Here is a 20,504-nt window from a genome sequence, read left to right as displayed (position 1 = left end):
CCAAACCCAAGGAATTTCCCGCATGACCGAATACACCCCGCCGAAAGTCTGGAGCTGGAAGAAAGCCAATGGCGGCACGTTCGCCAGCATCAACCGGCCTATTGCCGGTCCGACGCATGACAAGGTGCTGCCGGTCGGCAAGCATCCGCTGCAGCTCTATTCGCTGGCGACGCCGAATGGGGTCAAAGTGACTGTCATGCTGGAGGAGCTTCTGGCGCTCGGCCACAAGGGCGCCGAATACGACGCCTGGCTGATCCGCATCAACGATGGCGACCAGTTCGGCTCGGGGTTTGTCGAGGTCAACCCCAACTCCAAGATCCCGGCGCTGCTCGACCGCAGCGGCAAGACGCCTGTCCGCGTCTTCGAGTCCGGTTCGATCCTGCTTTATCTCGCGGAAAAGTTCGGCGAGTTCCTGCCGACCGAACAGCCGGCGCGCGCGGAAACCTTGTCGTGGCTGTTCTGGCAGATGGGTTCGGCGCCCTATCTCGGCGGCGGCTTCGGCCATTTCTACGCCTATGCGCCGGAAAAGTTCGAATACGCCATCGACCGCTTCGCCATGGAGACCAAGCGCCAGCTCGACGTGCTCGACCGGCGGCTGGCAGAGACCGAATATCTCGGCGGCGCCTTCTATTCGATCGCCGACATGGCGGTATGGCCCTGGTATGGCGGCCTGGCGCTCGGCCGCATGTACAATGATTCCGCCGAGTTCCTGTCGGTACAGGACTACGAGCACGTACAACGCTGGGCCAAGGCGATCGACGCCCGCCCGACCGTGCAACGCGGCCGCATGGTCAACCGCGCCTTCGGCGACCCCGCCATGCAACTGCACGAGCGCCACGACGCCAGCGATTTCGAGACGAAGACGCAGGATAAATTGGTGGTGGCGGAGTGACTTTTTTACCCTCCCCCTTGTGGGGAGGGTCGATCCGCAAAGCGGATCGGGGTGGGGGTCGGCGCCAAGCACCCCCACCCGACCTTCGGTCGACCTCCCGGTAGTGTGCTGAGAGTTCTGCAAATTCGCTGAGAGGGGGCGGTCATGGCAGGCTGGTGATTGTTCACGTCACCTGATTCCCGCGAAGGAACGCCACCATGACCAAGACTGAAGTTAAGACCGCCAGCGCTGCCGTCAAAGACATTTTGCTTTCGAACCCGGATGGATTGCACGAAGTGCTCCGTGCGGTGATGCAGGAGGTGCTTGAGGCCGAGATGGACGAGGCGCTGGGTGCCTCGAAGAGCGAGCGCACGCCCGAACGGCTTGGCTATCGCTCGGGCTATTACGGCCGTACCCTTGTGACGCGGGTCGGCAAGCTCGAGCTGCGGGTTCCGCAGGACCGGGCCGGGCGCTTCTCCACCGAGCTGTTCGAGCGCTACCAGCGTTCCGAGCGGGCCTTGGTGGCGACACTGGCGGAGATGTATGTCCAGGGCGTGTCGACCCCCAAGGTGAAGGCGATCACGGAAGAACTGTGCGGCCATGCCTTCTCGGCCTCGTCGATCTCGGCCATCAACAAGCGGCTGGACGAGAGCCTCGCTGCCTTTGCCAGGCGCCCCCTTCAAGAGCCGTTTCCTTACCTCATCCTCGATGCGCGCTACGAGAAGGTGCGTGAAGCCGGTGTTGTCATGAGCCAGGCGGTGCTGATCGCGGTCGGTATCGACTGGGACGGAAGGCGCCAGATCCTGGCCGTGGAGATGGCCAATCGCGAGAGCCGCTCGGCCTGGAGGGACTTCCTCGTCGGCCTCAAGGCGCGCGGCCTCAAGGGCGTCGAGTTGGTTGTGTCCGACGATCACGCCGGCCTGGTGGCAGCGATCGGCGAGGTGATCCCCGAAGCCGCCTGGCAACGCTGCTACGTGCACTTCCTCAGGAACGCGCTCGATCATCTGCCGAGGAAGCACGGCGACGACTGCCTGCAGGAATTGCGCTGGCTCTACGACCGGCGCGATCTCGCAGAGGCCAGGGCTGATCTTGCCGCATGGCTTGCCAAATGGTCGGCACGCTATCCGCGCCTGACAGGCTGGGCCGAGGATGCCATCGAACAAACCCTGACCTTCTTCCGGCTGCCGCGTCAGCATCACAAGCACCTCAAGTCCACCAACATGCTGGAGCGGCTCAACGAGGAAATCCGCCGGCGCACCTATGTCGTGCGCATCTTCATGGCCGCCCCATTTTGCAGAACTTGACGCACACAACCGACCTCCCCACAAGGGGGAGGTAGGGCGCCTAGCTCTTCATCAATTTCGCCAGCCTCGGCACGCCTTCACCCACGGCGCGTTCATCTGCGAGCGTAAAGCTCATCCGCATCGTGTTGCGGCCCGAACCGTCGGCGTAGAATGCGTTGCCCGGCACGAAGGCGACGCGGGCTTCCTTGACCGAGCGGGCGAGCAGTGCCGTGGCGTCCGCACCCTCGGGCAGCGTCAGCCAAACGAACATGCCGCCTTCCGGTCGGCTCCAGCTGACGCCATCCGGCATTTCCGCTTCGAGTGCCGCAAGCAAGCCGTCGCGGCGCTGGCGATAGGCGCCGATCAGCTTTTCCACCTGGCCGCCATACACGGCCTCGGAGACGCGGTGCATGACCAGCTGGTTGATCGACGGGCTGTGTAGGTCCGACGCCTGCTTCATCAGCACCAGCCGCTCGACGACGCGGCGCGGCGCGCAGACCCAGCCGACGCGCATGCCCGGTGACAGGATTTTCGAGAACGAGCCGCAATAGAGCGTGCGGGCGTTTTCGATGCCGCCGGAGCGTTCGCAGTCGAGCGCCAGGATCGGCGGCTGGCCCTCGCCGTCATAGCGCAGCGCGCGATAGGCGGCGTCCTCGATGACGGCAATGTCGAGCTCGCCGGCGAGGTCGAGCACCGCCTCGCGCTGCTGGCGGTTCAGCGTCTCGCCGGTCGGGTTGGCGAAATCGGGCACCAGATAGGCGAATTTCACCTTGCCGCCCTCTTTTGCAAAAGTAGAGGGGGCAGCAGCCGCCGCCTGGTAGGCGGCCGGCGTCATGTTGCCGCCATCCGGCGTCAGCCGGTCGTAGCGCGGCTCATAGGCGTTGAAGGCCTGGAGCGCGCCGAGATAGGTCGGCCACGTCACGAGCGCTGTGTCGCCGGGCGACAGGAACAGCTTGCCCAGATAATCCAGCGCCTGCTGCGAGCCGGAGGTGATGAAGATGTTGTGCTCGTCGCAGGCGATGCCAAGCTTGCCCATCTGGCCGGCCAGCCATTTTCTGAGCGGCAGATAGCCTTCGGAGACCTGATACTGAAGTGCTGCGCTCGCCTCCGCGCCGCCCAGCACCGAGGCGTAAGCATCGGCGATCGCCTGCGCCGGAAACAAAGCCGGATCGGGGATGCCGCCGGCGAAGGAGATGATGTCGGGCTGGTCGAGCAGTTTGAGCAGCTCGCGGATTTCCGACGCCTTCATGCGCGAGGCGCGCGACGCCAACAGGTCCATCAAACTCACGAGCCCCTCCCGGGATACGGCATCTGGTCCAGCATGACCGTTCCGGCCATGCGAATTAGGTCAATCTGGCTGACCTATTATCAGGCTCCCCCACCCGCTGGAATAGCCAGACCCTCATTCCGCGTGGCCCAGACGAAAAAGCAAACACATTTTGGCCGCTGCACAGGGAAAATTGTTGCGCGCCGAGGGGCGCGGATGCAACCTCATTCCGAGCGGACCGGCATAAAAAGAAAAGCGGTCTCAACAAGGGGGGTTAAAATGACGCTTGAGCTCATCGGTGCCGGATTCGGCCGCACCGGCACATGGTCGACCTTTGCCGCGCTGAACAGGCTGGGCCTTCCCAGCTATCACATGCAGGAAGTCATCCTCAACAAGGCCAACAAGGGCCATCTCGACTTCTGGCGCAAGGTGGCCAACAGCCCGCCCGGCACCCAGCACGACTGGACCAAAGTCTTTGCCAACTACAAGGCGACGGTCGACAATCCGGGATGCTGCGTGTGGCGCGAATTGATGGCCGCCTATCCCGACGCCAAGGTGCTTTTGACGCTGCATCCGCGCGGCGCCGAGGCCTGGTACGACAGCACCATCGACACCATCCACTTCACCGAGACATTGTGGCAGTTCAAGGTGCTGGAATGGCTGACGCCGTTCGGCCGCAAATTCGGCGACATGTCGCATAGGCTGATCTGGGGCCGCACGCTTGCCGGCGTGATGGACGACCGCGCCAAGGCGGTGGCGCGCTACAACGCCTACACCGAGGAGGTGATAGCGGCCGTGCCGCCGGAGAAGCTTCTGGTGTTCAAGGTCAGCGATGGCTGGGCGCCGCTCTGCGGCTTCCTCGGCGTGGCGCTGCCCAACGAGCCCTTCCCCAACCTCAACGACCGCGAAAGCGTGAAGAAGATCATCCGAGACATCATCAAGGGCAGCTACATCATGCTGGGGCTGTCGGTGGCGGCGGTGCTTGCGGCGATCGCGGCGCTGTGGTGGTGGCTGGGGTAGCCGCCGGACCGTCAGAATATTGCTACTTGCGCGTGATCCAGCCGAGCAGATCCGGCTCGACGTCTTCGTGGTCGGTCAGGTCGCGAACCAGGGAAGCGGCGAGCGCGCGCCACCGCTTTTCCGGGACATTGTCTTCCATCACCGATTTGATGAAGGCGGCGCGCAGGATGGCGCAATCGAAGGCGGATACATCGAAAAGCAGTTCTGCCATTTCGGTTTTCCCCGTTCACATCGGCTGGCGGGCCTGTCGAAGCCTCAGGCGCCAGCGCCCCCTATACATGGTCACGACAGCAGATTCATACTCTTGCCGAACCAAGGTTCAACACAATTCGATTGTACGGTTTTTACCAAGCCATTGCGGTTCGTTGCCCGCTTTTGCGCCGATGCTAGATTTGCCGGGCGGCCTCTCCCCAGACGGGCGCAAATGGCCGGCGCGGCTCTGGCAACATGCTTTCACCGGCATTCGCGTCGGCCATTTCCAGCCCGTGCCAGGCTCAGCCCAGCAGGCGTTCGTATTCGGCCTCGGCCTGGCCATAGAAGCCGTCGGCGACGGCGACCAGGCCATCGCGGTCGCGAATGACGATCTCGCCGCGCCTCGACCGGATCAGGCCGCGCCCTTCCAGGATCTGCAGGCCGATGGTGACGCCCGGACGCCTGACGCCGAGCATGACGGACAGGAACTCATGCGTGATCTGGATCTGATGGCCGACCACCCTGTCGTCACACATCAGGAGCCATCGGGCCAGCCGATCCTCGAGCTTGGCGCGGGCATTGCTCAGCGCCGTGGATTTGGTCTGGCCGTGCAGGTAGTGGGCATAGCGCAGCAGGAAGGCGCGAAGCGTCGGGCTTTTCTGCAACGCTGCCTTGAACGGCTCGGAATCGATGCACACCGCCTCGCCCGGCATCTGCATGTAGCAATCATGGGGCGCCCAGTCGGCGCCCATCACCAAGGCGGAGCCCGACATGCCTTCGTGGCCGATGATGCCGACCTCGGTGTCGAGCCCCGGCCGGTTCCTCGCCACCACCGAGGCCAGGCCGCTTTCCAGGAAGCAGGCCGAGGCGACCGGCTCGCCCGCCATTTCGAGCGGGGCTTTGAGATCGAGCACACGATGGTGCAAATGCGGCGCAAGCAGTGCGAAGTCGGCCGGGTTCATGCGGCGCAAGAGGCCGCTTTTCTCCTTGCTGACCGACTGGTCCATCGCTCTCTCCCGTCAAGGGCAAGAGCACATGTCATCTCCCAGCCGTCGGCGCCCTGCCCAAATGCAAACGGTCATTGGACGATAGCTGACTCGGATTCAGCCATTGTACTTCGTACAAAACCGACAAATCAGGGGCGACGCCCCATCAATCAATCCAGCAGCTTTTTCCTGGATCAGCGCTTCGGGCGGTCAGCCGCAACCATGCGCGCTTCGCGCACGATGGACGAGCGATCGTTGCCGATCAGCGATGCGATCTCTTGTATCTGCTGCTCGGAGGCGCCGGTTTCCCGCGCCAAGGCCGCGAGCGCCTCGGCGCTCAGACCGGACTGTCTCGGTTGCTCCGCCATGGCTCCAATGCCTCCTGTCGGGGCAGGAGTGCGATGGTCGCTCCCAAGCGTCAGCGCCCATTGATGTGGCCGACGATGCTTTACTGTACGCTTCCGGACAATCGATGGCGAGCGATATATTAGCGACGCTGGATGCGGCGCTAGAACGGCAGCCTTATCTCATCGATCGACCTCGACTCCGTCCAGCCAATGTCCTTCTGGATCTCCGTCGGCAGCGCGTTCAGTGCGCGCACGGTCTTCCTGTGCTTGCTGGCGCGCGCCAGGGCAGCACGAATTCTGCTGAGACTTTCAAACATCGGTTACCTCCATGCAGCAGCAGAGCGCTGCCTCAGGCCCGCTCTTGCGCCGCCTCTGTAACCGATCGATTGCGCGGCAACGGTGAAGCGCTTCACAAACCGATGCCGCCCAGAAACATTTGTATACAAATTAGTTGCGTTCCCGCGGTGGCGTGATCCGACCTATGGCAGGGCGATCGCATATGGCGCTCCCTCGGGTTCGGCGACCCACCTTCCCTTCGTCGGCGCAAGGCGATCACATATGAGTTCTTACGAAGAGGACCCCCACCCTAACCCTCCCCACAAGGGGGAGGGAACGCTGCCGCAAGCCACCCTTTCTGGCGTGGAACCCAGGCGATTTGCGGCGATCGGCGCCTACCAAGTCTCCCTCCCCCTTGTGGGGAGGGATTAAGGGTGGGTGTTCGTAGAGCGCAAACCTGTCATATGCGATTGCCTCGCTCCGCGGAGGGAGAGGAAATGCCAATCACCGAGGTCGCGGCCTTGATGGGCTTGGCTTTCCTCTCCCCATGGACATGGGGGAGGTGGCCGCGGCGGACGGAGTGGGGCTGGCGCCGCCTTATGCGATTGCCCTGCCCTCCTCCGCGCCATCGCCGGCATCCTCGTCCGCCCGCTCGGCTATGGACGAATCCCATCATGCGCAATAAGGATGGGGTCTGCCGTGGCGCTTTCGCGCCGAGGCAGGCGACGTTCGTTCAATGACGCTGCGCCGGGCGCCTTTGACGCCGCCCCGCAAAAGTGTCGATACCGGGGGATCTGGTCATGACCGACAACAAGCCGACCGTAGACGTTACCAAGGACTGGCAGGCAACGCAGGGCCAGAAGTCCGGGGCCACGCGGCTGCGCCTGTTCGCCGTGCTGTCGTGGGTCATCGCCATTGGCGGCGAGATCGCCGGGATCGTACTGCTCTACAAGCACAAATTCGACCAGGGCAACCTGCCGCTGCTGATCGGCATCCTGGTCGGGATCGCGATCTTCGCCATCGCCGGCAGCCTGCTCTGGAAGGCGGCCAACAGGAAGGACCCGGCCCGCGAATCCGACACGTTCCGGTTCTTCGTCCAGAACCAGCTCGGCGCGATCATCACGCTGATTGCCTTCCTGCCGCTGGTTCTCCTGATCCTCAACGACAAGAACATGGACCCGAAGAGCAAGAAGGTCGCCGGCGGCATCGGCGCCGTGCTGGCCGTGCTGGCGACGCTGATCGGGGTCAGCTACCAGCCGCCGTCGGTCGAGCAGTACACGCATGACATGAACACCTGCGCGGAACAGATCAAGGCGGGGCAGCCGACCACGGCCTGTTCGCCCGAAGTCGCCGCCCAGGCGCAGGCGATCGCCACCGACTCCACCACGGTGGCCGCGGCGACGAAGGACGCGGCACACCCCAATGGCCAGGATATCGTCTACTGGATCGCGCCGGAAAACGGCGCCGCCAAGTCCGACACCGAGCATGTCTTCCACCTCTGCGCAGCCGTCAGCCCGCTGAAGGACAAGACCGTCAACAGCGGCTCGGTGACCGAAGCCTACGCCCAGAACGCCATCCGCATCACCAAGCAGATCGAGATGGAACAGAAGCAGTGCGGGTTTACGGCTGCGCCGTGAATCGGCCAGGGTTTGGCGCGCGCAGTGGATCACTGCCAAACCGGTCCAGTTCGTGTTGTCCGCATTAGCATGCGCGCCCAGGACTTCGATCCTACATTTCGGAGCCAGCCGGCGGGCGGCTTGCCCAATCCTGACAGGACGAGACGAAAGTTGAATGTCGCATTTTGGCCGAGAGCGACCGGACCGCTTTCGGTGTGCGGGAGCGATAGCGGACATTCACCATGCGATCGCAATGTGTCCGGCCCTCGGTGATCTTTTCTCGTTTCTGATGGCAATACGGCACCCGTATCCACGCTGGATCAGTTGCCTGGGTGTCCCTCACATCGGAAGATCCGGGTTGTTCTCCGCAAAGTATTCATGACTATCGGCATTTTCTGTGGCTTGCGGGGGGTTTTCAACCGCGAGTAGCTTGGCGGTATTTTGACCACCAGAGGAATAGTCATCTGTGAAGACGACGACCTCAAAGTGACTAATTTCGTGTACAATCGTTCCAGATCTTGAATCCGTTCCTTTCAGAGCGGCTGACCAGAACTTTTGACAAACAAAGATATTATAAGGTTGACCACGGAACACATACGCATAAACTCCCGGTCCGCAGAGGCTGCCGTGACATCCAAACGATATTGCTTTGTTTGCAAGAGCATCCGCAATCATCGAGAAATTTCCAGTGGCCTTCGCGTACAGTCCTACGGTATGCGCCCCAAACCATGTCAGATATCGTTGGGAATTCGGTTGCTGGGCAGAAGGCGTGCCCTGCAAAACCTGCAGCGCAGCCGAGGCTATGTTGTTTGCTTCCGCCAGCGCAGCGCCAATATCGTCCTGTTGAGAGCTGTCACACTGGTCGAATTTGGGTGCCGAGAGCGGTATCCGTTCCGGAGGAATTCGACCGGATAGAAGCCTGAACGTGACGGCGTTGCTCAGAACCTGGGCGCGTCTCAGGGCACCTTGAGGGCCAACCAGCAGACCCACTCTCTCTGTATCATAGGTAACCGCATAGATCCCTGCTTCATAGATGGCGTAGTACAATGACAGATCGACGGGTACCGAAATCGATTGTCCGGGTTCGATATTGATAAAGTCAGCCTCGGTCGGTTCTGCTCGCTTCACCAAAGGGCCAATATACTGAATTGGCTGCGACCCTCTCGCTACTGAAAAAATTTCGCCCGAGACGCCGTCGATCGGCGTGGTCCACCTGAGCAGTCTGATCGGGCTGCGTGACCGGTTCGTGAGAGTAAAGTCAATAATTAGTGGGGTATCGTTTCCAAAAGAAGTCAGGCGCGATTGCAGAACTATCTCAATTTCCTGATTCTGCTGCGCAAACGCCCAAGGGACTATACTAAAAAAAGCTGAAATTAGAAACACCATATTTCGAACAATGTTTGGCATTTTTTGCTCCTGTGTAACCACGATTAGAATCTATTGTTTCGCCTACGTGAGCTTTTATTTTGCTAACGCATACCAGGATCACCCACAGCTGATCTGGCAATCAGGAATAAAATTGCTGCAGACAGGGGAGTACAACTTACCACAAATTCACAAATTCAGGAATACGACATCCCCGGCCTCCAATGACATCGATTTTCACTGGCGCCTTTTTTGGCGTGGTATAAGATGAACCGCTACTTTCCCATCAAGCTCCATCCGAGGGGGCCATTATGAGCGAGCGTTGGAAAGGCTTAATAACAGTCTGCGCGATTTTGAGGTATTTTGCCCTGGCGTATGGGTTCTGTTTTGCTTTCAGCGGCACTGCTTTGGCTGATTCATGTGGAACAGAGGCTACTCATGGCTGGAACGTCAATAATAATCCTCCGGCCGAAGACCGTCAGGCAATCCAAGATCTTTTGTCCCGCTACGCCTGGACGATCGACGAAAAAAATGCAGCCGCGTTCGCCACCCTCTTTGCGGAACCTAAATCGTCTTACTATGAGATTTGCGATGCAGGCAGCAGTGTCCTCGAGCTGACACTCGACCTTGGCCCAGAGTCGGCACATGATCTTCTCGTGCAAATGAAAATAATAGTTAAGAAACTGGAAACCGATAAACTCCAGACCCGGCATCTCGTGACCAACACCTTGTTCGACGTGGTTGACGACAAGACGGTGAACACCAAATCGATAGTCCTTGTGACAATGCAGGACTTCCACTCTTCGGCACCGAGTCTTGACTATTCGGCGGATGCCCGCGCGTCTGTTGTAAAGGGCGATGACGGCATGTGGCGATTTCAATCGCTTACTGTCCACGCTGACTATGACGCTGGCTCTGTCGCAGCGAAGAAGCGATGACGCCCAGAGATCGGCCATGGGTTCACTGGCACGCTCCAGTGGGCTGAGATGCGTGCTGTTGCGCTGATCGCTGCTGTCCTCGGCGTTGCGTTTCTCCTGTTGTCCGGGACGATCGGACATGAAGCTTTCGTGTCGACGCCGCGAGCCGGCGAGAGGCAAGGCTCCAATCAGGCCGACATGATTTGCAGCAAGGCGGGCAACTGCGCGGCGTCACCATTGCCAGGCAGTTCCGCTTTCGAGCCGCTGCGCCCTCGCAGCGTCGCTTTCGCTCCCGCTGAACTCGATGGGAAGGCGTTCGCCGAAGCCGTTACGCGATGGAACCCTGACATCTTTTGGGCGCCAGCCTCAAAGAGCACCGACGTCATAACGAGGTCTGGCGATGAAGCGCGGGCGGTGTTCGGTCCTATTCCAGAGGGCGATTGCGGCAGCCCACAGATGAAGGTCATCCCACTGGAAGTTGATGGCAATGTCGTCGACCTCAAGCCCAATCCGACAAAACCGGGCTCTCCGCTGGAGTTCGAGCACAGCAATGAGAACGGAGAGGTGGTGAAATGGACGGCGACATTGCCCAGATGCGACAAGCCTTCGCTAACTGGCAGCTCAACCTACTGTGGGCTGAACTCACGTGCAGTAAGGGTCGTGCGCGGCAACGTGGAATGGCTGTTCCTCTGCAGAAAGTCCAATATCAGCCACGAGGTCAGCACCGATCCCTACTGGACACGGTCGGATCCGAGATTTTCCGTCTTCGGCACCATCGGGTTCAATCGGAAATCCGGAGAAATCATCTTCTTCGACGGCCGCAAGGACCGGAGCGAGTTCGATTGGTCAAAGCCCTTCGTTCCGCCAGGCGGGCGCAACTATTCCGATGACATCGGAAGGGTTGCGGCGGAGAAAATATATGACCCGACGTTCCAGATCTCGTGCCATGCATGCCATGACAACAAAAGCCCCTATGTGATAGATCCGCACATTGAACAGAGCAGGGTCGGTTTCCGTTCAGCCCGCGATTCCAAATCGACCGCCTTCAGCCTGGGAGATTTTCTACCGCGCCGACCGCGGTTGCCGGGCGCGCCGTTCCGCGTGGTCGGCTCCGGTTACACCGGCACCTATCCCAATGAACTTAGCCAAGCCAGGACGGTCGAAGATCCGACCGGAAACTGCACAAGCTGCCACACGCTTACCACACAAATCACCGGCCGCCGTTTTGCCGCGGACGCAGTCGGGTACGAACCGGCGGTCACATCGCCAACCTGGGTCCAATTGCTCGAGCTGCACGAGGAACAGACCGTCTACGCCGGCATAGAAGCACATCGCACGGACTGGGCGATCGGCAGCAGCGGCATCCATCCCTGGATGGTGCCGGGGTCCGGCAATGACCTGTCCTCAGGAACGCCTCGATTGAGCTTGGAAGACTGGCGCAAGCTGAGCGACTGTCTGTGGGGAGCCGGCGGTCCTGAGTGTGGCTACCGCCCACTCTACACGCGCTGCCCGGCGCCAGAAGCGCAGGATGAAGGCTCTTCGCTTGCCGATGCCGAGATTCGGGTTTTGCCTCCACCGCCCGGAGAGGACGTCAGGACGCGTGTCCTTCGCTTAAGCTGGACCTTTCGCAACAGCTACGGTGGTGTTCCCGAGCGCGACGATATCAGGATCAATGTGGCAGTCAGCGCGGGCACGATTCCGGCAAACGGGGATCCGCCGCAAAGTGGCGAGTATCCAAGCATCGAGCAGGCAAAGGGCATCAGCGTCGAGGCTATCTCCGGTCCAGTCGGTTCAGCCGGCTCCAGCTTGTGGATCGAGAACGTTTCGTTTGCTGGTCACAAGAAATGGAGCGATCCGGCGCCGTCGATGTCGCCGCGCACCTTCCAGATCGATCTGCCCGGTGAATGCAACCGACGCACCTTAGTTCGTTTGGTGCCCAAACGGTTCTGCTTCGACCAGAGCCAAGCGGCATTTAGCGAGGCAGACCATTTGATCTACGCCGATGTTCAGTGTGGCGAGCTTCAATGAACCACCTGACGCGATCGAAAGCGACTGGTGAGCACCGGGATTTGCGATAACATGACTGGGTGCTACATGGTCGCCGCACTAAGGAGGGTCCCGGAGCGTGACCACGCCGGTTCCATTGGCTAGCCCCATTTTGCCCGGCAATCCGGCGAAACCTGTTGCGGAACGGCGTTATCTCACCATCCTGTTCTGCGACATGGTGGGGTCAACCGAATATGCCGACCGCCTGGATCCCGAGGATTTCCAACACCTGATTGAGAGCTTTCTACAGACCTGCAGCAGCGTCGTCCGGCGCCGCAAGGGCGTGACGGCTAGTTACATCGGCGATGCTATTCAGGCCTATTTCGGCTATCCAACAGCTGGTGAGGACGACAGCGAGTTCGCGGTGCTGGCCGCGCTCGAGATCGTTGATGCGGTGGCCACCATCTCCGCAAATCAGGGATATCCGTTGCAAGTGAGGATGGGTATCGCGAGCGGCCAAGTCGTGGTGGGTGAGTTCGTCGGCGCACCGAGCGGTGTATCCACCGTCGCCTTCGGTCACGTCGCGCATCTAGCGGCACGGCTGCAGGTACTGGCCAAGCCGAATACGATCCTTGTCGACGCGGCGACCTTCGAGGCCGCAAGCGGTGCGGTTGATTTCACCGGGTTCGGCAAACATGAACTGAAGGGATTCGCCGCGCCAGTCCAGGTTTGGCAGGTGCAAAGGGCGCGCATGGTGCCGACCCGCTTTGCAAAGCGGGCGCGTATGACCAAGCTGTGCGGCCGCAACGCCGAATTGCGACTGCTGATGGAGCACTGGGAGACTGTCGTGCGCGACAGGCGTGGCAATGCCGTGTTGGTCTCGGGGGAGTCGGGAATCGGCAAGTCCCGGTTGCTCAACGAAATCCAGCAGCGTCTGCGCAGCTTTCCGCAACTGACCATGCAATGTTCTCCGACCTTTGAGAACAGCACCCTTTATCCATTCCTTGCAGAGTTGCAGAGGATTGCAACGATCGAGGACGGTGACTCAACGGAAGAAAAGCTTCGAAAGCTCCGCAACGGATTGTCGATAGGCTCGGTGTCCAGCGACATCGCGCTGGCGATCTTCTCAGGCCTGCTCGGGATGCCGACGACAATGCCGGACAGGCTTGAAGGGATAAGTGCCGAACGACAGCGCAACATTGCCGAGCAAGCATTCATCGATCTGGTCAGTTATTTGGCGCGAACTACCCCGATCCTGATCTTGTTCGAGGATGAGCAATGGGCCGATGCGACCTCGCGCGACCTTCTCGAAAAAATCGTCGCCAGCCTGGCTTCGACACCCGCCCTCTTGCTTGTGTCGAGCAGGAACAACGCAAGCGTTCCATGGGTCGACGGTCCTGACGGGCACCATATCAGGCTTGAAGCGCTCAGCCGAGCGGACGCTGAAGCGATTGTCCATGACATTAGTCCGAATGCGCTCGCTGCTGACGTAGCAGCGGTGCTCGATCGCGGTGAAGGCGTCCCGCTCTATATCGAAGAGCTTACTCGAAGCGTGGTCGAAACAGGGTTGCGCCTAGACGTATCGCAGCCCAAGCGTCTGTCACTCACGAACAACATTCCAAACTCTCTGCAGTTCTCGTTGCTTGCCCGTCTCGACAGGCTGGGGACCGCCAAGGAAGTCGCGCAGGTCGCGGCGGCGATCGGCCGCGAATTCGATTTCGACATGCTGCGCGAAATTTGTGATTGGCCTGAAGCGGAGTTGCGCGCTGCGGTTGGTGAGCTGATGCGCACAGGGCTGATCGTAGCCGAGCGAGGGACGGCCGGAGCAGGCTTTTCGTTCACCCACGTGCTGCTACAGCAGGCCGCTAGAGGCACGATGCTGCACGAACGTGCGCAACAGATTCACAAATCGATTGCCGAATGCATCGAGCTGCGCGACCCCAACGCGGGCTTTGCCTATCCCGAAGTGCTCGCTGAGCATTTCGCCGACGCCGGTCTGTTCGATCGCGCCGCTGACTACTGGCTGCAGGCAGGGCTGAAGGCCGCCAAGACTTGGGCGAAAGTTGACGCAGTGCGTATCTTCAGGAAAGGGCTTGAAGCCGCGAAACTCTTGCCTGACTCCGACGATCGTAGCCGCAGGTTGCTTCGCTTCGAACTGGAACTGGGCGACGTTCTGTACGCTGCGCTCGGCTACGTGACGGGCGAAGGCAGTGCCGCGTATCAGCGGGCCATAGCGCTGAGCGGGAAGCTTGGCGAACTGGAGGCGACGATTAGGGCACTCGACGGGCTTTTCGGTACCCATTTCAACTCGGGCCAGTTTGGTAAGGCCCTCGCGGCCAGTGATGAATTAATTCGAGTCGGCGAGGAGGGCGGCTACCTAAACGCGCTCGTTATAGGTCTGCAGTTTAAGGGCATGAGTCTGTTCTGTCAGGGTGAGTTGGCGGAGGCTCGGCAATATCTTGAGCGCGCTCTCAGCCACAAGGGCAGTGCAGACGAGGTCGGCAGCGACTTTCCGAGTATGGCCATGATCTACCTTTCGTGGACCTTGCATATTCTGGGGTATCGCCGTCAAGCGCTGAAACTCTACCTCGAGGCGGAGGCGACCGTTCGGCAGCAATCCGCCTATCGCTTGGCCGCCTGCTTGGGAAACGGGTGTGTGTTGTTCGCCTTCCGCGAAGAGAGCAGGGATATCGCTCGGCTGGCGGATGAACTTCTGCCATTAGCGCAGGAAAACGGTTTCAATCTCTGGACACGGGTGGCGCGCTTTTTTGGTGGCTTGGCTGCATCAAGCCTCGATGACAGTCTGGTGGGAAGCCATATGATGGCATTGACCGAGAGTGACCTTGAAGATCAGGAAGTCGACAAATCGTGTTATTTAGGCTTACTGGCCAAAGCTTTCATTAACTCTGGACAATTCGATATAGCGGCAGAGACCGTCGAGAAAGGTCTGCGCGAGGCCGAAAAGATTGGGGAGCATTACTTTACAGCTGCCTTGCTTCGCATTCGCGGCGAGATCGAACTTGCAAATGGAGTCGGAGACAGAGCGGCAGAGGCTTCTTTCCGCGAGGCTATTGCCTTTGCGCGGCAGCAGCGCGCTAGGAGTTGGGAGTTGCAGGCGACCAATAGTCTGGCAAAGCTATTGCGGTCACAGGGTAGATTCGAAGAGGCGCGTGCGGAATTGCGGGAGATCAACGATTGGTTCATCGCAGCAGACATTGAGTGATTAACGACGCATCACGTTCTGCCGGCAATCTCGACGAGCGCGGATTCGGCAACATCACGATCCCCGCGCAGCCGCAACTTACGGTTTAAAGCAGACCAACGTCCGCTTACGGGTAGCGATGGCATTGATCTGAAAGCCGGCAGCGGCCATTCACCCGTAGCTCGCCGCAACGCAACAAGGCCCCTCCCGGGGCCTTGCTTTCAACCTCAGTGCTGAGCGTCGCCCCTCACTTCCCCATCAGCTGCTTGGCATTCTCGGCCGTGATCGCGGTGGTCTCCACCGTCACCGTCTTGTCCACCTCGGTGGCGCAATCGAGCAGGATCTTTTTCGACATTTCGATCGCTTCCTTGGCGCCCGTCGGGTAGGTGAAGGTTGCGACCCAGTCGCCCTTGGCGACGGCTTCGATGCCGCCGGCCGGGCCTGGCAGGCCGTCGGTGCCGATGATCTTGACGTCCTTGCCCGCGCCCTTGGCGGCAAGCAGCGCGCCGGCGGCCATCATGTCGTTGGAGGCGTAGAGTACCTTGATGTCAGGGTGCGCCTGCAGCATGGCGGCGAAGGCGACCTGCGCCTTGTCCGGCACCCAGTCGGCGGCCTGCTCGGCGACGATCTGGACCTTCGGGTTGCCTTTCACGCCTTCCTTGAAGCCGTTGAGGCGCTCCACCGCCGGCGTCGAGCTCGGCAGGCCTTGCAGCACCGCCGCCTCGCCGCCATCGGGCAGCAGCGTCTTGGCGGTGTACTTTCCGGCTTCCTCGGCGATCTTGAAATTGTCGCCGCCGATGAAGGCGGTGTAGTCCTTGCCGGGGTCGCCGACCGTCTTGCGGTCAAGCTCGATTACCGGGATGCCGGCATCCATGGCGCGCTTCACCGCCGGCGTCAGCGGTGCCGCCTCGAAGGGCGAGATCAGCAGGATGTCGACCTTCTGGGTGATGAAATTGTCGACCTGCGAGGTCTGCGTGTTGACGTTGCCGGCGCCGTCGGCAATCTGCAGCGTGAAGCCGGGCACTTCCTTGGCCGCCGCCTCCAGCTCGTCATTGACGTGCTGGCGGTAGGGCTCGGCATTGTTGGCCTGCGAAAAGCCGATGACGAACTGGCCGTCCTTGGCGCAGGCTTTCACCAGCGGCTCGGCGGCGTAAGCGGAGCCTGCAATGCACAGGCCGGCGCCTGCCAGCAGCACGGCCTTGAGGGTCGATCCTCTTAGTGTCGTTTTCATAACTCACTCTCCTCCTCGTCCGGCCGGGGGCCAGACCTTGGTTTGACGTTCACGTGTTGCCGTCTCCTCCTTGTTTGTTTGTGCATGTCGTCATCGCAAAACCTTTTGCGCGACATGCACTAACGACCCAACCCCTCGCGGCGGCGAACGAGGGACTGAAGCACTGCCGCCAAAACGATGATCGCGGCGGTCGCGAGCAGCTGCATGGCGGGCGTGATGTTGTTGAGCTGCAGGATGTTGGCGAGTGCGCCCAGCATGATAGTGCCGGCAACGGTGCCGACCATCGAGCCGGCGCCGCCGAACAGGCTGGTGCCGCCGATGACCACGGCGGCGATGGCCGTCAGCTCATAGCCCATGCCGTCATTGGCGCTGCCGAAATTGAACTGGCCGGCATGGACGATGCCGGCAAGGGCGGCGGCAAAGCCGGTGATGGCGTAGACCGAGATTTTCACCATCGACACCGGCACGCCGGATATGCGCGCGGCGCGCTCATTGCCGCCGACGGCAAAGACATAGCGGCCGAAGCGCGTGGTGTTGAGCACGATGGTGGCGATCGCGGCAAAGACGACGAACACAAGCGTCGCCACCGGCACGGTGTTGTTGAACAGCCGCTCGCCCAGCACGGCGAACACCGGCGGCGCCAGGCCCGGCCCTTCGCCATAGGAAATGTTGATGTACTGGTTGCCGGAGACGACCAGCGCCAAGCCGCGCGCGGCCTGCAGGCCAGCCAGCGTGACGATGAACGGTTCCAGCCGGAAACGGGTCGAGATGGTGCCCTGGATGGCGCCGAAGACGATGCCCAAAGCGAGCACGGCGAGGATGGTGGGGATCAGGCCGAAGCCGCCGGAGATCATCATCGAGGCGGTGACGACGCTGGACAGGCCAAGCACCGCGCCGACCGACAGGTCGATGCCGGCGGTGATGATGACGAAGGTCATGCCGATGGCGATGATGCCGGTCTCCGACACGGCGCGCACGATGTTGGCGATGTTGTCGGGGTTGAGGAACAGGATCTCGCCGTGGCGGCGCGGCGAGAAGATGATGCCGCCGATCGCCACCAGCACCAGGCCGATCAGGCTCTGGAAGCGCACGATCAGCGCCAGCGGGTCGCGATGCTTTTGCGCTGCTGCTGTGACTGGGCTTGCTGCCACGGAAATCTTCTCGTCAGACATCAGGCCTCCCTGCCGTTAGCCGCGGCAAGCACCGTGTGCTCGTCGACGCCGCCCAAAAATTCCGCCACATTGCGCCCCTGGCGCAGCACCACGATGCGGTCGCACAGACCGATCAGCTCCGGCATCTCGCTGGACGCCACCAGAATGCCCAGCCCTTGCGCGGCGAGTGCCCTGAGCCGCTGGTAGATCTCGCCCTTGGCGCCGACATCGACGCCGCGTGTCGGCTCGTCGAGAAGCAACAGGCGCGGGTTGCCGAGGATTTCCTTGGCCAGCACCACCTTCTGCTGGTTGCCGCCCGAGAGCGCGCCGACGGCGATATCGGGGTTCTTCGGCCGGATATCGAACTGACCGAAGGATTCCTTCACCGCCTCGGCCTGGCGGCGCGGCGAGACCAGCCAGTTCGGCGAGATTCGGGATATGACCGACATCACCAGATTGAGGCCGACGGCCATGCGCAGCATCAGGCCCGAGCCCCGGCGGTCGTCGGTGACGAAGGCGATGCCGGCGTGGCGGGCAGCGCTGACCGAATCCAGTTTCACCGGCTTGCCGCCGACAGCGACCTCGCCCTCCCAGCGGCCGGACAGGCCGGTGCCGTAGAGCGCGGACAACAGTTCGGTGCGCCCTGCCCCCATAATGCCGGCCAGGCCGACGATCTCGCCTTCATGGACATCGAGCGAAACGCCTTGCGGCGCCTGCCAGCCGGCGCTGTCGCGGGCGAGCTTGAAGCTGGCGTTCCTCAGGCTGAGCAGCGGCTTGCCCGCGGCCTTGGCGCGTTGCGGATAGAGTTCGTCCAGCGGACGTCCGACCAGCAGCCTGACCAGCTCGGCCTGCGGCGCGTGCGGCTCGGTGATGCCGGCGACACGGCCGTCGCGCATTACCGTCACCCGGTCGGCAATGCCGGGCACTTCCTCCAGCCGGTGCGAGATGTAGACGATGCCGACGCCGGTGGCGGCGAGCTTGCGCATGATATCGAACAGCCGCTTGACTTCGCCGACGGTGAGTGCGGCCGTCGGCTCGTCCATGATCAGCACGCGGGAGGCGTAAGACAGCGCCTTGACGATCGCCACCACCTGGCGCTGGCCGATCGACAGATCCGCCACCATGGCGGCCGGATCGATGGCGATCTCGATGGCTTCCAGCCGCTTCTTGGCCTCGCGGCGCATTGCCGGCACGTCGAGGAAGCCGCCCGGACGCATCAGTTCGCGGCCGAGGAACAGATTGGCGGCGACATCCAGCGACGGCACCAGGTCGAGCTCCTGGAAGATGGTGGCGATGCCGGCCGCTTGCGCCTCACGCGGGTTGTTGAAACGCACGGGTTTGCCGTCGATCTCGATCGTGCCTTCGTCCGGCGTGTAGACGCCCGACAACAGGTTCATCAGGGTCGACTTGCCGGCGCCGTTCTCGCCGAGCAGCGCGTGGATCTCGCCCGCCTTGAGGTCGAAGTCGACGCCGCGCAGCGCCTGCACGCCGCCGAAGCGTTTGACGGCGCCGGTCATCACCAGCAGCGGCGCGGTCATGTTAGCCTCGTGTGGGTCGGCCTCCCGCAGGAGGCGCGCGCCCGCAGCGTCGCCTGCAGCCGCACCGAACGCGGCGCGGAACCGGTCGCCGCGATGCGGGCGCTGAGCAGGGCCGCGGCCTGCCTGCCTATCTCGGTGCAGGGCTGCGCGACCAGCGTCAGGCGCGGTTCGAAACAATCGGCCCATTCGAAATCGTCGAAGCCGGCCAGCGACAGATCGCCCGGAATGGTGAGGCCTTTTTCGCGGATGGCGCGGACGGCTCCGATCGTCGTCATGTTGTTGCCGGTGACCAGTGCGGTTGGTGGCGACGGCAGCGACAGGATGGCGTGGGTGGATGCGGTCGCCGCCGCCGTGTCGACATTCTCGGCCGAGAGATAGTGCGGCACGCTTTCAAGTCCATTGGCGGCGAGCGAAGCCTGGAACGCCTCGATGCGCTCGCGCGTCGTCGTCAGGCCCGGCTGTCCGGCGATATAGCCGATGCGCTTGTGGCCGAAGGAGGCGACATGGTCGATCAGCGCGCGCATCGACGTTTCGTTCTCGACGCCGATCTGATCGAAGCGCTGGTCGGCGAAACGGTCGATCAGAACGCATGGCATCTTCTTGTCGGCGAGGTAATCGATGGCGCGCTGCGGCGAGCCCGACGGGGCCAGGATGACGCCGTCGACGCGGCGCTGATGGAAAGCGCGCACCACCTGCAGTTCGCGGTCGGGATCCTCCTGGGTGTCCGACAGAAACACCATCAGCCCAAGCCGTGCGCATTCGGCCTCGACCGCGCAGATGATGTCGGTGAAATAAGGGTTGGAGATCGCCGAGATCGCCAGGCCGACGCTGTTGGTGGTCGAGGCCTTCAGCGAGCGCGCCAGCTCGTTGGGCTGGTAGCCCATGGCGGCAATGGCGTCGTTGATCAGCCTCGTCTTTTCCAGCGAAACGAAGCGCGTGTTGTTGACGACATGCGAGACGGTCGACACCGACACGCCGGCGCGCCGCGCCACTTCAGCCATTGTCGGCAAGACATATCAGCGCCTGCAAGCGCTCCTCCCTAGTATGCGTTTCCCATCCGCTCTGATGGCGGATTTCAAGGGAGCTTAGGGCGATCGAAACGTTTGCGCAATCGATTCGATGGAAATTTTTAGCGGGGCTTATCTCCCCCCTCGAGGGGGAGATGTCGCCGAAGGCGACAGAGGGGGTCGCCGCGCGTGAAGCGCCAACCTTCCATCTGCAGCAAGGACGTCGAGCCCAGTCGCACCGACCCCCTC

16 protein-coding genes and 1 pseudogene are annotated in these 20,504 nt (G+C 61.7%); 7 read left to right on the top strand and 10 right to left on the bottom strand.

Annotated elements, in window-relative coordinates; genetic code table 11:
• Nucleotides 1-22 precede the first annotated feature (22 nt).
• Nucleotides 23-892 carry a glutathione-dependent disulfide-bond oxidoreductase gene (gene yghU / locus ACYG97_RS04255; RefSeq protein ID WP_023730411.1) on the top strand — a complete coding sequence of 290 codons (870 nt, stop codon included), beginning with the start codon at nucleotides 23-25 and terminating at the stop codon, nucleotides 890-892.
• A gap of 197 nt (nucleotides 893-1,089) precedes the next feature.
• Nucleotides 1,090-2,166: pseudogene (locus ACYG97_RS04250) on the top strand (IS256 family transposase); the annotation flags it as partial.
• Nucleotides 2,167-2,215: 49 nt separating this feature from the next.
• Here ACYG97_RS04250 and ACYG97_RS04245 read toward each other — a convergent pair.
• On the bottom strand, nucleotides 2,216-3,433 hold the full coding sequence (locus ACYG97_RS04245; protein ID WP_031262270.1) for an aminotransferase-like domain-containing protein: 1,218 nt from the start codon (nucleotides 3,431-3,433) through the stop codon (nucleotides 2,216-2,218).
• Between the two features lie 267 nt (nucleotides 3,434-3,700).
• On the opposite strand from ACYG97_RS04245, the gene ACYG97_RS04240 reads away from it, so the two are divergent.
• Nucleotides 3,701-4,441: a sulfotransferase family protein gene (locus ACYG97_RS04240; RefSeq protein ID WP_023734005.1), complete on the top strand. Its 741-nt coding sequence runs from the start codon at nucleotides 3,701-3,703 to the stop codon at nucleotides 4,439-4,441.
• A gap of 22 nt (nucleotides 4,442-4,463) precedes the next feature.
• Here the strand turns inward: ACYG97_RS04240 and ACYG97_RS04235 are convergent, their stop codons facing one another.
• The 4 genes from ACYG97_RS04235 to ACYG97_RS04220 form a co-directional block, all read right to left on the bottom strand.
• On the bottom strand, nucleotides 4,464-4,652 hold the full coding sequence (locus tag ACYG97_RS04235) for a hypothetical protein (RefSeq protein WP_023671412.1): 189 nt from the start codon (nucleotides 4,650-4,652) through the stop codon (nucleotides 4,464-4,466).
• A 283-nt stretch (nucleotides 4,653-4,935) separates the two neighbouring features.
• On the bottom strand, nucleotides 4,936-5,640 hold the full coding sequence (locus ACYG97_RS04230; RefSeq protein WP_023734004.1) for a Crp/Fnr family transcriptional regulator: 705 nt from the start codon (nucleotides 5,638-5,640) through the stop codon (nucleotides 4,936-4,938).
• 173 nt (nucleotides 5,641-5,813) lie between these two features.
• Nucleotides 5,814-5,987 carry a hypothetical protein gene (locus ACYG97_RS04225; protein WP_023689840.1) on the bottom strand — a complete coding sequence of 58 codons (174 nt, stop codon included), beginning with the start codon at nucleotides 5,985-5,987 and terminating at the stop codon, nucleotides 5,814-5,816.
• Between the two features lie 140 nt (nucleotides 5,988-6,127).
• Nucleotides 6,128-6,283 (bottom strand): DUF1127 domain-containing protein, encoded by a 156-nt coding sequence (locus tag ACYG97_RS04220; RefSeq protein WP_023671409.1) that lies wholly within the window; start codon nucleotides 6,281-6,283, stop codon nucleotides 6,128-6,130.
• 759 nt (nucleotides 6,284-7,042) lie between these two features.
• Here ACYG97_RS04220 and ACYG97_RS04215 point away from each other — a divergent pair.
• Nucleotides 7,043-7,879 (top strand): SLC5/6 family protein, encoded by an 837-nt coding sequence (locus ACYG97_RS04215; RefSeq protein ID WP_023734003.1) that lies wholly within the window; start codon nucleotides 7,043-7,045, stop codon nucleotides 7,877-7,879.
• A gap of 318 nt (nucleotides 7,880-8,197) precedes the next feature.
• Here the strand turns inward: ACYG97_RS04215 and ACYG97_RS04210 are convergent, their stop codons facing one another.
• The gene (locus ACYG97_RS04210; protein ID WP_084023748.1) at nucleotides 8,198-9,265 is read right to left on the bottom strand and encodes a M35 family metallo-endopeptidase; all 1,068 of its coding nucleotides are present in this window, start codon (nucleotides 9,263-9,265) and stop codon (nucleotides 8,198-8,200) included.
• 269 nt (nucleotides 9,266-9,534) lie between these two features.
• Here ACYG97_RS04210 and ACYG97_RS04205 point away from each other — a divergent pair, with 269 nt between their 5' ends.
• The 3 genes from ACYG97_RS04205 (at nucleotide 9,535) to ACYG97_RS04195 (ending at nucleotide 15,349) form a co-directional block, all read left to right on the top strand.
• Nucleotides 9,535-10,161 (top strand): nuclear transport factor 2 family protein, encoded by a 627-nt coding sequence (locus tag ACYG97_RS04205; protein WP_023734001.1) that lies wholly within the window; start codon nucleotides 9,535-9,537, stop codon nucleotides 10,159-10,161.
• Between the two features lie 48 nt (nucleotides 10,162-10,209).
• Nucleotides 10,210-12,168 (top strand): hypothetical protein, encoded by a 1,959-nt coding sequence (locus ACYG97_RS04200; protein ID WP_023734000.1) that lies wholly within the window; start codon nucleotides 10,210-10,212, stop codon nucleotides 12,166-12,168.
• Nucleotides 12,169-12,265: 97 nt separating this feature from the next.
• Nucleotides 12,266-15,349, top strand: coding sequence for an ATP-binding protein (locus tag ACYG97_RS04195; RefSeq protein ID WP_156937201.1), 3,084 nt, complete (start codon nucleotides 12,266-12,268; stop codon nucleotides 15,347-15,349).
• A 226-nt stretch (nucleotides 15,350-15,575) separates the two neighbouring features.
• On the opposite strand, the gene ACYG97_RS04190 is transcribed toward ACYG97_RS04195, so the two are convergent.
• The 4 genes from ACYG97_RS04190 to ACYG97_RS04175 all read right to left on the bottom strand — a co-directional run bounded on the left by ACYG97_RS04190 (nucleotide 15,576) and on the right by ACYG97_RS04175 (nucleotide 20,258).
• A complete protein-coding gene (locus ACYG97_RS04190; protein WP_023689831.1) occupies nucleotides 15,576-16,559 on the bottom strand; it encodes a substrate-binding domain-containing protein in 984 nt (327 codons plus the stop codon).
• Between the two features lie 119 nt (nucleotides 16,560-16,678).
• The gene (locus ACYG97_RS04185; RefSeq protein ID WP_031199588.1) at nucleotides 16,679-17,731 is read right to left on the bottom strand and encodes an ABC transporter permease; all 1,053 of its coding nucleotides are present in this window, start codon (nucleotides 17,729-17,731) and stop codon (nucleotides 16,679-16,681) included.
• On the bottom strand, nucleotides 17,731-19,248 hold the full coding sequence (locus ACYG97_RS04180; RefSeq protein ID WP_023733997.1) for a sugar ABC transporter ATP-binding protein: 1,518 nt from the start codon (nucleotides 19,246-19,248) through the stop codon (nucleotides 17,731-17,733). Before ACYG97_RS04180 ends, ACYG97_RS04185 begins: the two co-directional genes overlap by 1 nt.
• Nucleotides 19,245-20,258 carry a LacI family DNA-binding transcriptional regulator gene (locus ACYG97_RS04175; protein WP_023733996.1) on the bottom strand — a complete coding sequence of 338 codons (1,014 nt, stop codon included), beginning with the start codon at nucleotides 20,256-20,258 and terminating at the stop codon, nucleotides 19,245-19,247. Before ACYG97_RS04175 ends, ACYG97_RS04180 begins: the two co-directional genes overlap by 4 nt.
• Nucleotides 20,259-20,504: the final 246 nt, after the last annotated feature.

Source organism: Mesorhizobium sp. W067 (assembly GCF_054719525.1).
Note: the sequence above shows the minus strand (reverse complement) of the source record. Positions and strands in the feature narration are given on the sequence as shown.

What these genes read in the sequence shown, in the direction of transcription:
- ACYG97_RS04190 (WP_023689831.1), bottom strand. Translation starts at nt 16,559, where the DNA reads ATGAAAACGACACTAAGAGGATCGACCCTCAAGGCCGTGCTGCTGGCA.
- yghU (WP_023730411.1), top strand. Translation starts at nt 23, where the DNA reads ATGACCGAATACACCCCGCCGAAAGTCTGGAGCTGGAAGAAAGCCAAT.
- ACYG97_RS04230 (WP_023734004.1), bottom strand. Translation starts at nt 5,640, where the DNA reads ATGGACCAGTCGGTCAGCAAGGAGAAAAGCGGCCTCTTGCGCCGCATG.
- ACYG97_RS04245 (WP_031262270.1), bottom strand. Translation starts at nt 3,433, where the DNA reads ATGGACCTGTTGGCGTCGCGCGCCTCGCGCATGAAGGCGTCGGAAATC.
- ACYG97_RS04205 (WP_023734001.1), top strand. Translation starts at nt 9,535, where the DNA reads ATGAGCGAGCGTTGGAAAGGCTTAATAACAGTCTGCGCGATTTTGAGG.
- ACYG97_RS04185 (WP_031199588.1), bottom strand. Translation starts at nt 17,731, where the DNA reads ATGTCTGACGAGAAGATTTCCGTGGCAGCAAGCCCAGTCACAGCAGCA.
- ACYG97_RS04210 (WP_084023748.1), bottom strand. Translation starts at nt 9,265, where the DNA reads ATGCCAAACATTGTTCGAAATATGGTGTTTCTAATTTCAGCTTTTTTT.
- ACYG97_RS04220 (WP_023671409.1), bottom strand. Translation starts at nt 6,283, where the DNA reads ATGTTTGAAAGTCTCAGCAGAATTCGTGCTGCCCTGGCGCGCGCCAGC.
- ACYG97_RS04235 (WP_023671412.1), bottom strand. Translation starts at nt 4,652, where the DNA reads ATGGCAGAACTGCTTTTCGATGTATCCGCCTTCGATTGCGCCATCCTG.
- ACYG97_RS04180 (WP_023733997.1), bottom strand. Translation starts at nt 19,248, where the DNA reads ATGACCGCGCCGCTGCTGGTGATGACCGGCGCCGTCAAACGCTTCGGC.
- ACYG97_RS04240 (WP_023734005.1), top strand. Translation starts at nt 3,701, where the DNA reads ATGACGCTTGAGCTCATCGGTGCCGGATTCGGCCGCACCGGCACATGG.
- ACYG97_RS04215 (WP_023734003.1), top strand. Translation starts at nt 7,043, where the DNA reads ATGACCGACAACAAGCCGACCGTAGACGTTACCAAGGACTGGCAGGCA.
- ACYG97_RS04200 (WP_023734000.1), top strand. Translation starts at nt 10,210, where the DNA reads ATGCGTGCTGTTGCGCTGATCGCTGCTGTCCTCGGCGTTGCGTTTCTC.
- ACYG97_RS04225 (WP_023689840.1), bottom strand. Translation starts at nt 5,987, where the DNA reads ATGGCGGAGCAACCGAGACAGTCCGGTCTGAGCGCCGAGGCGCTCGCG.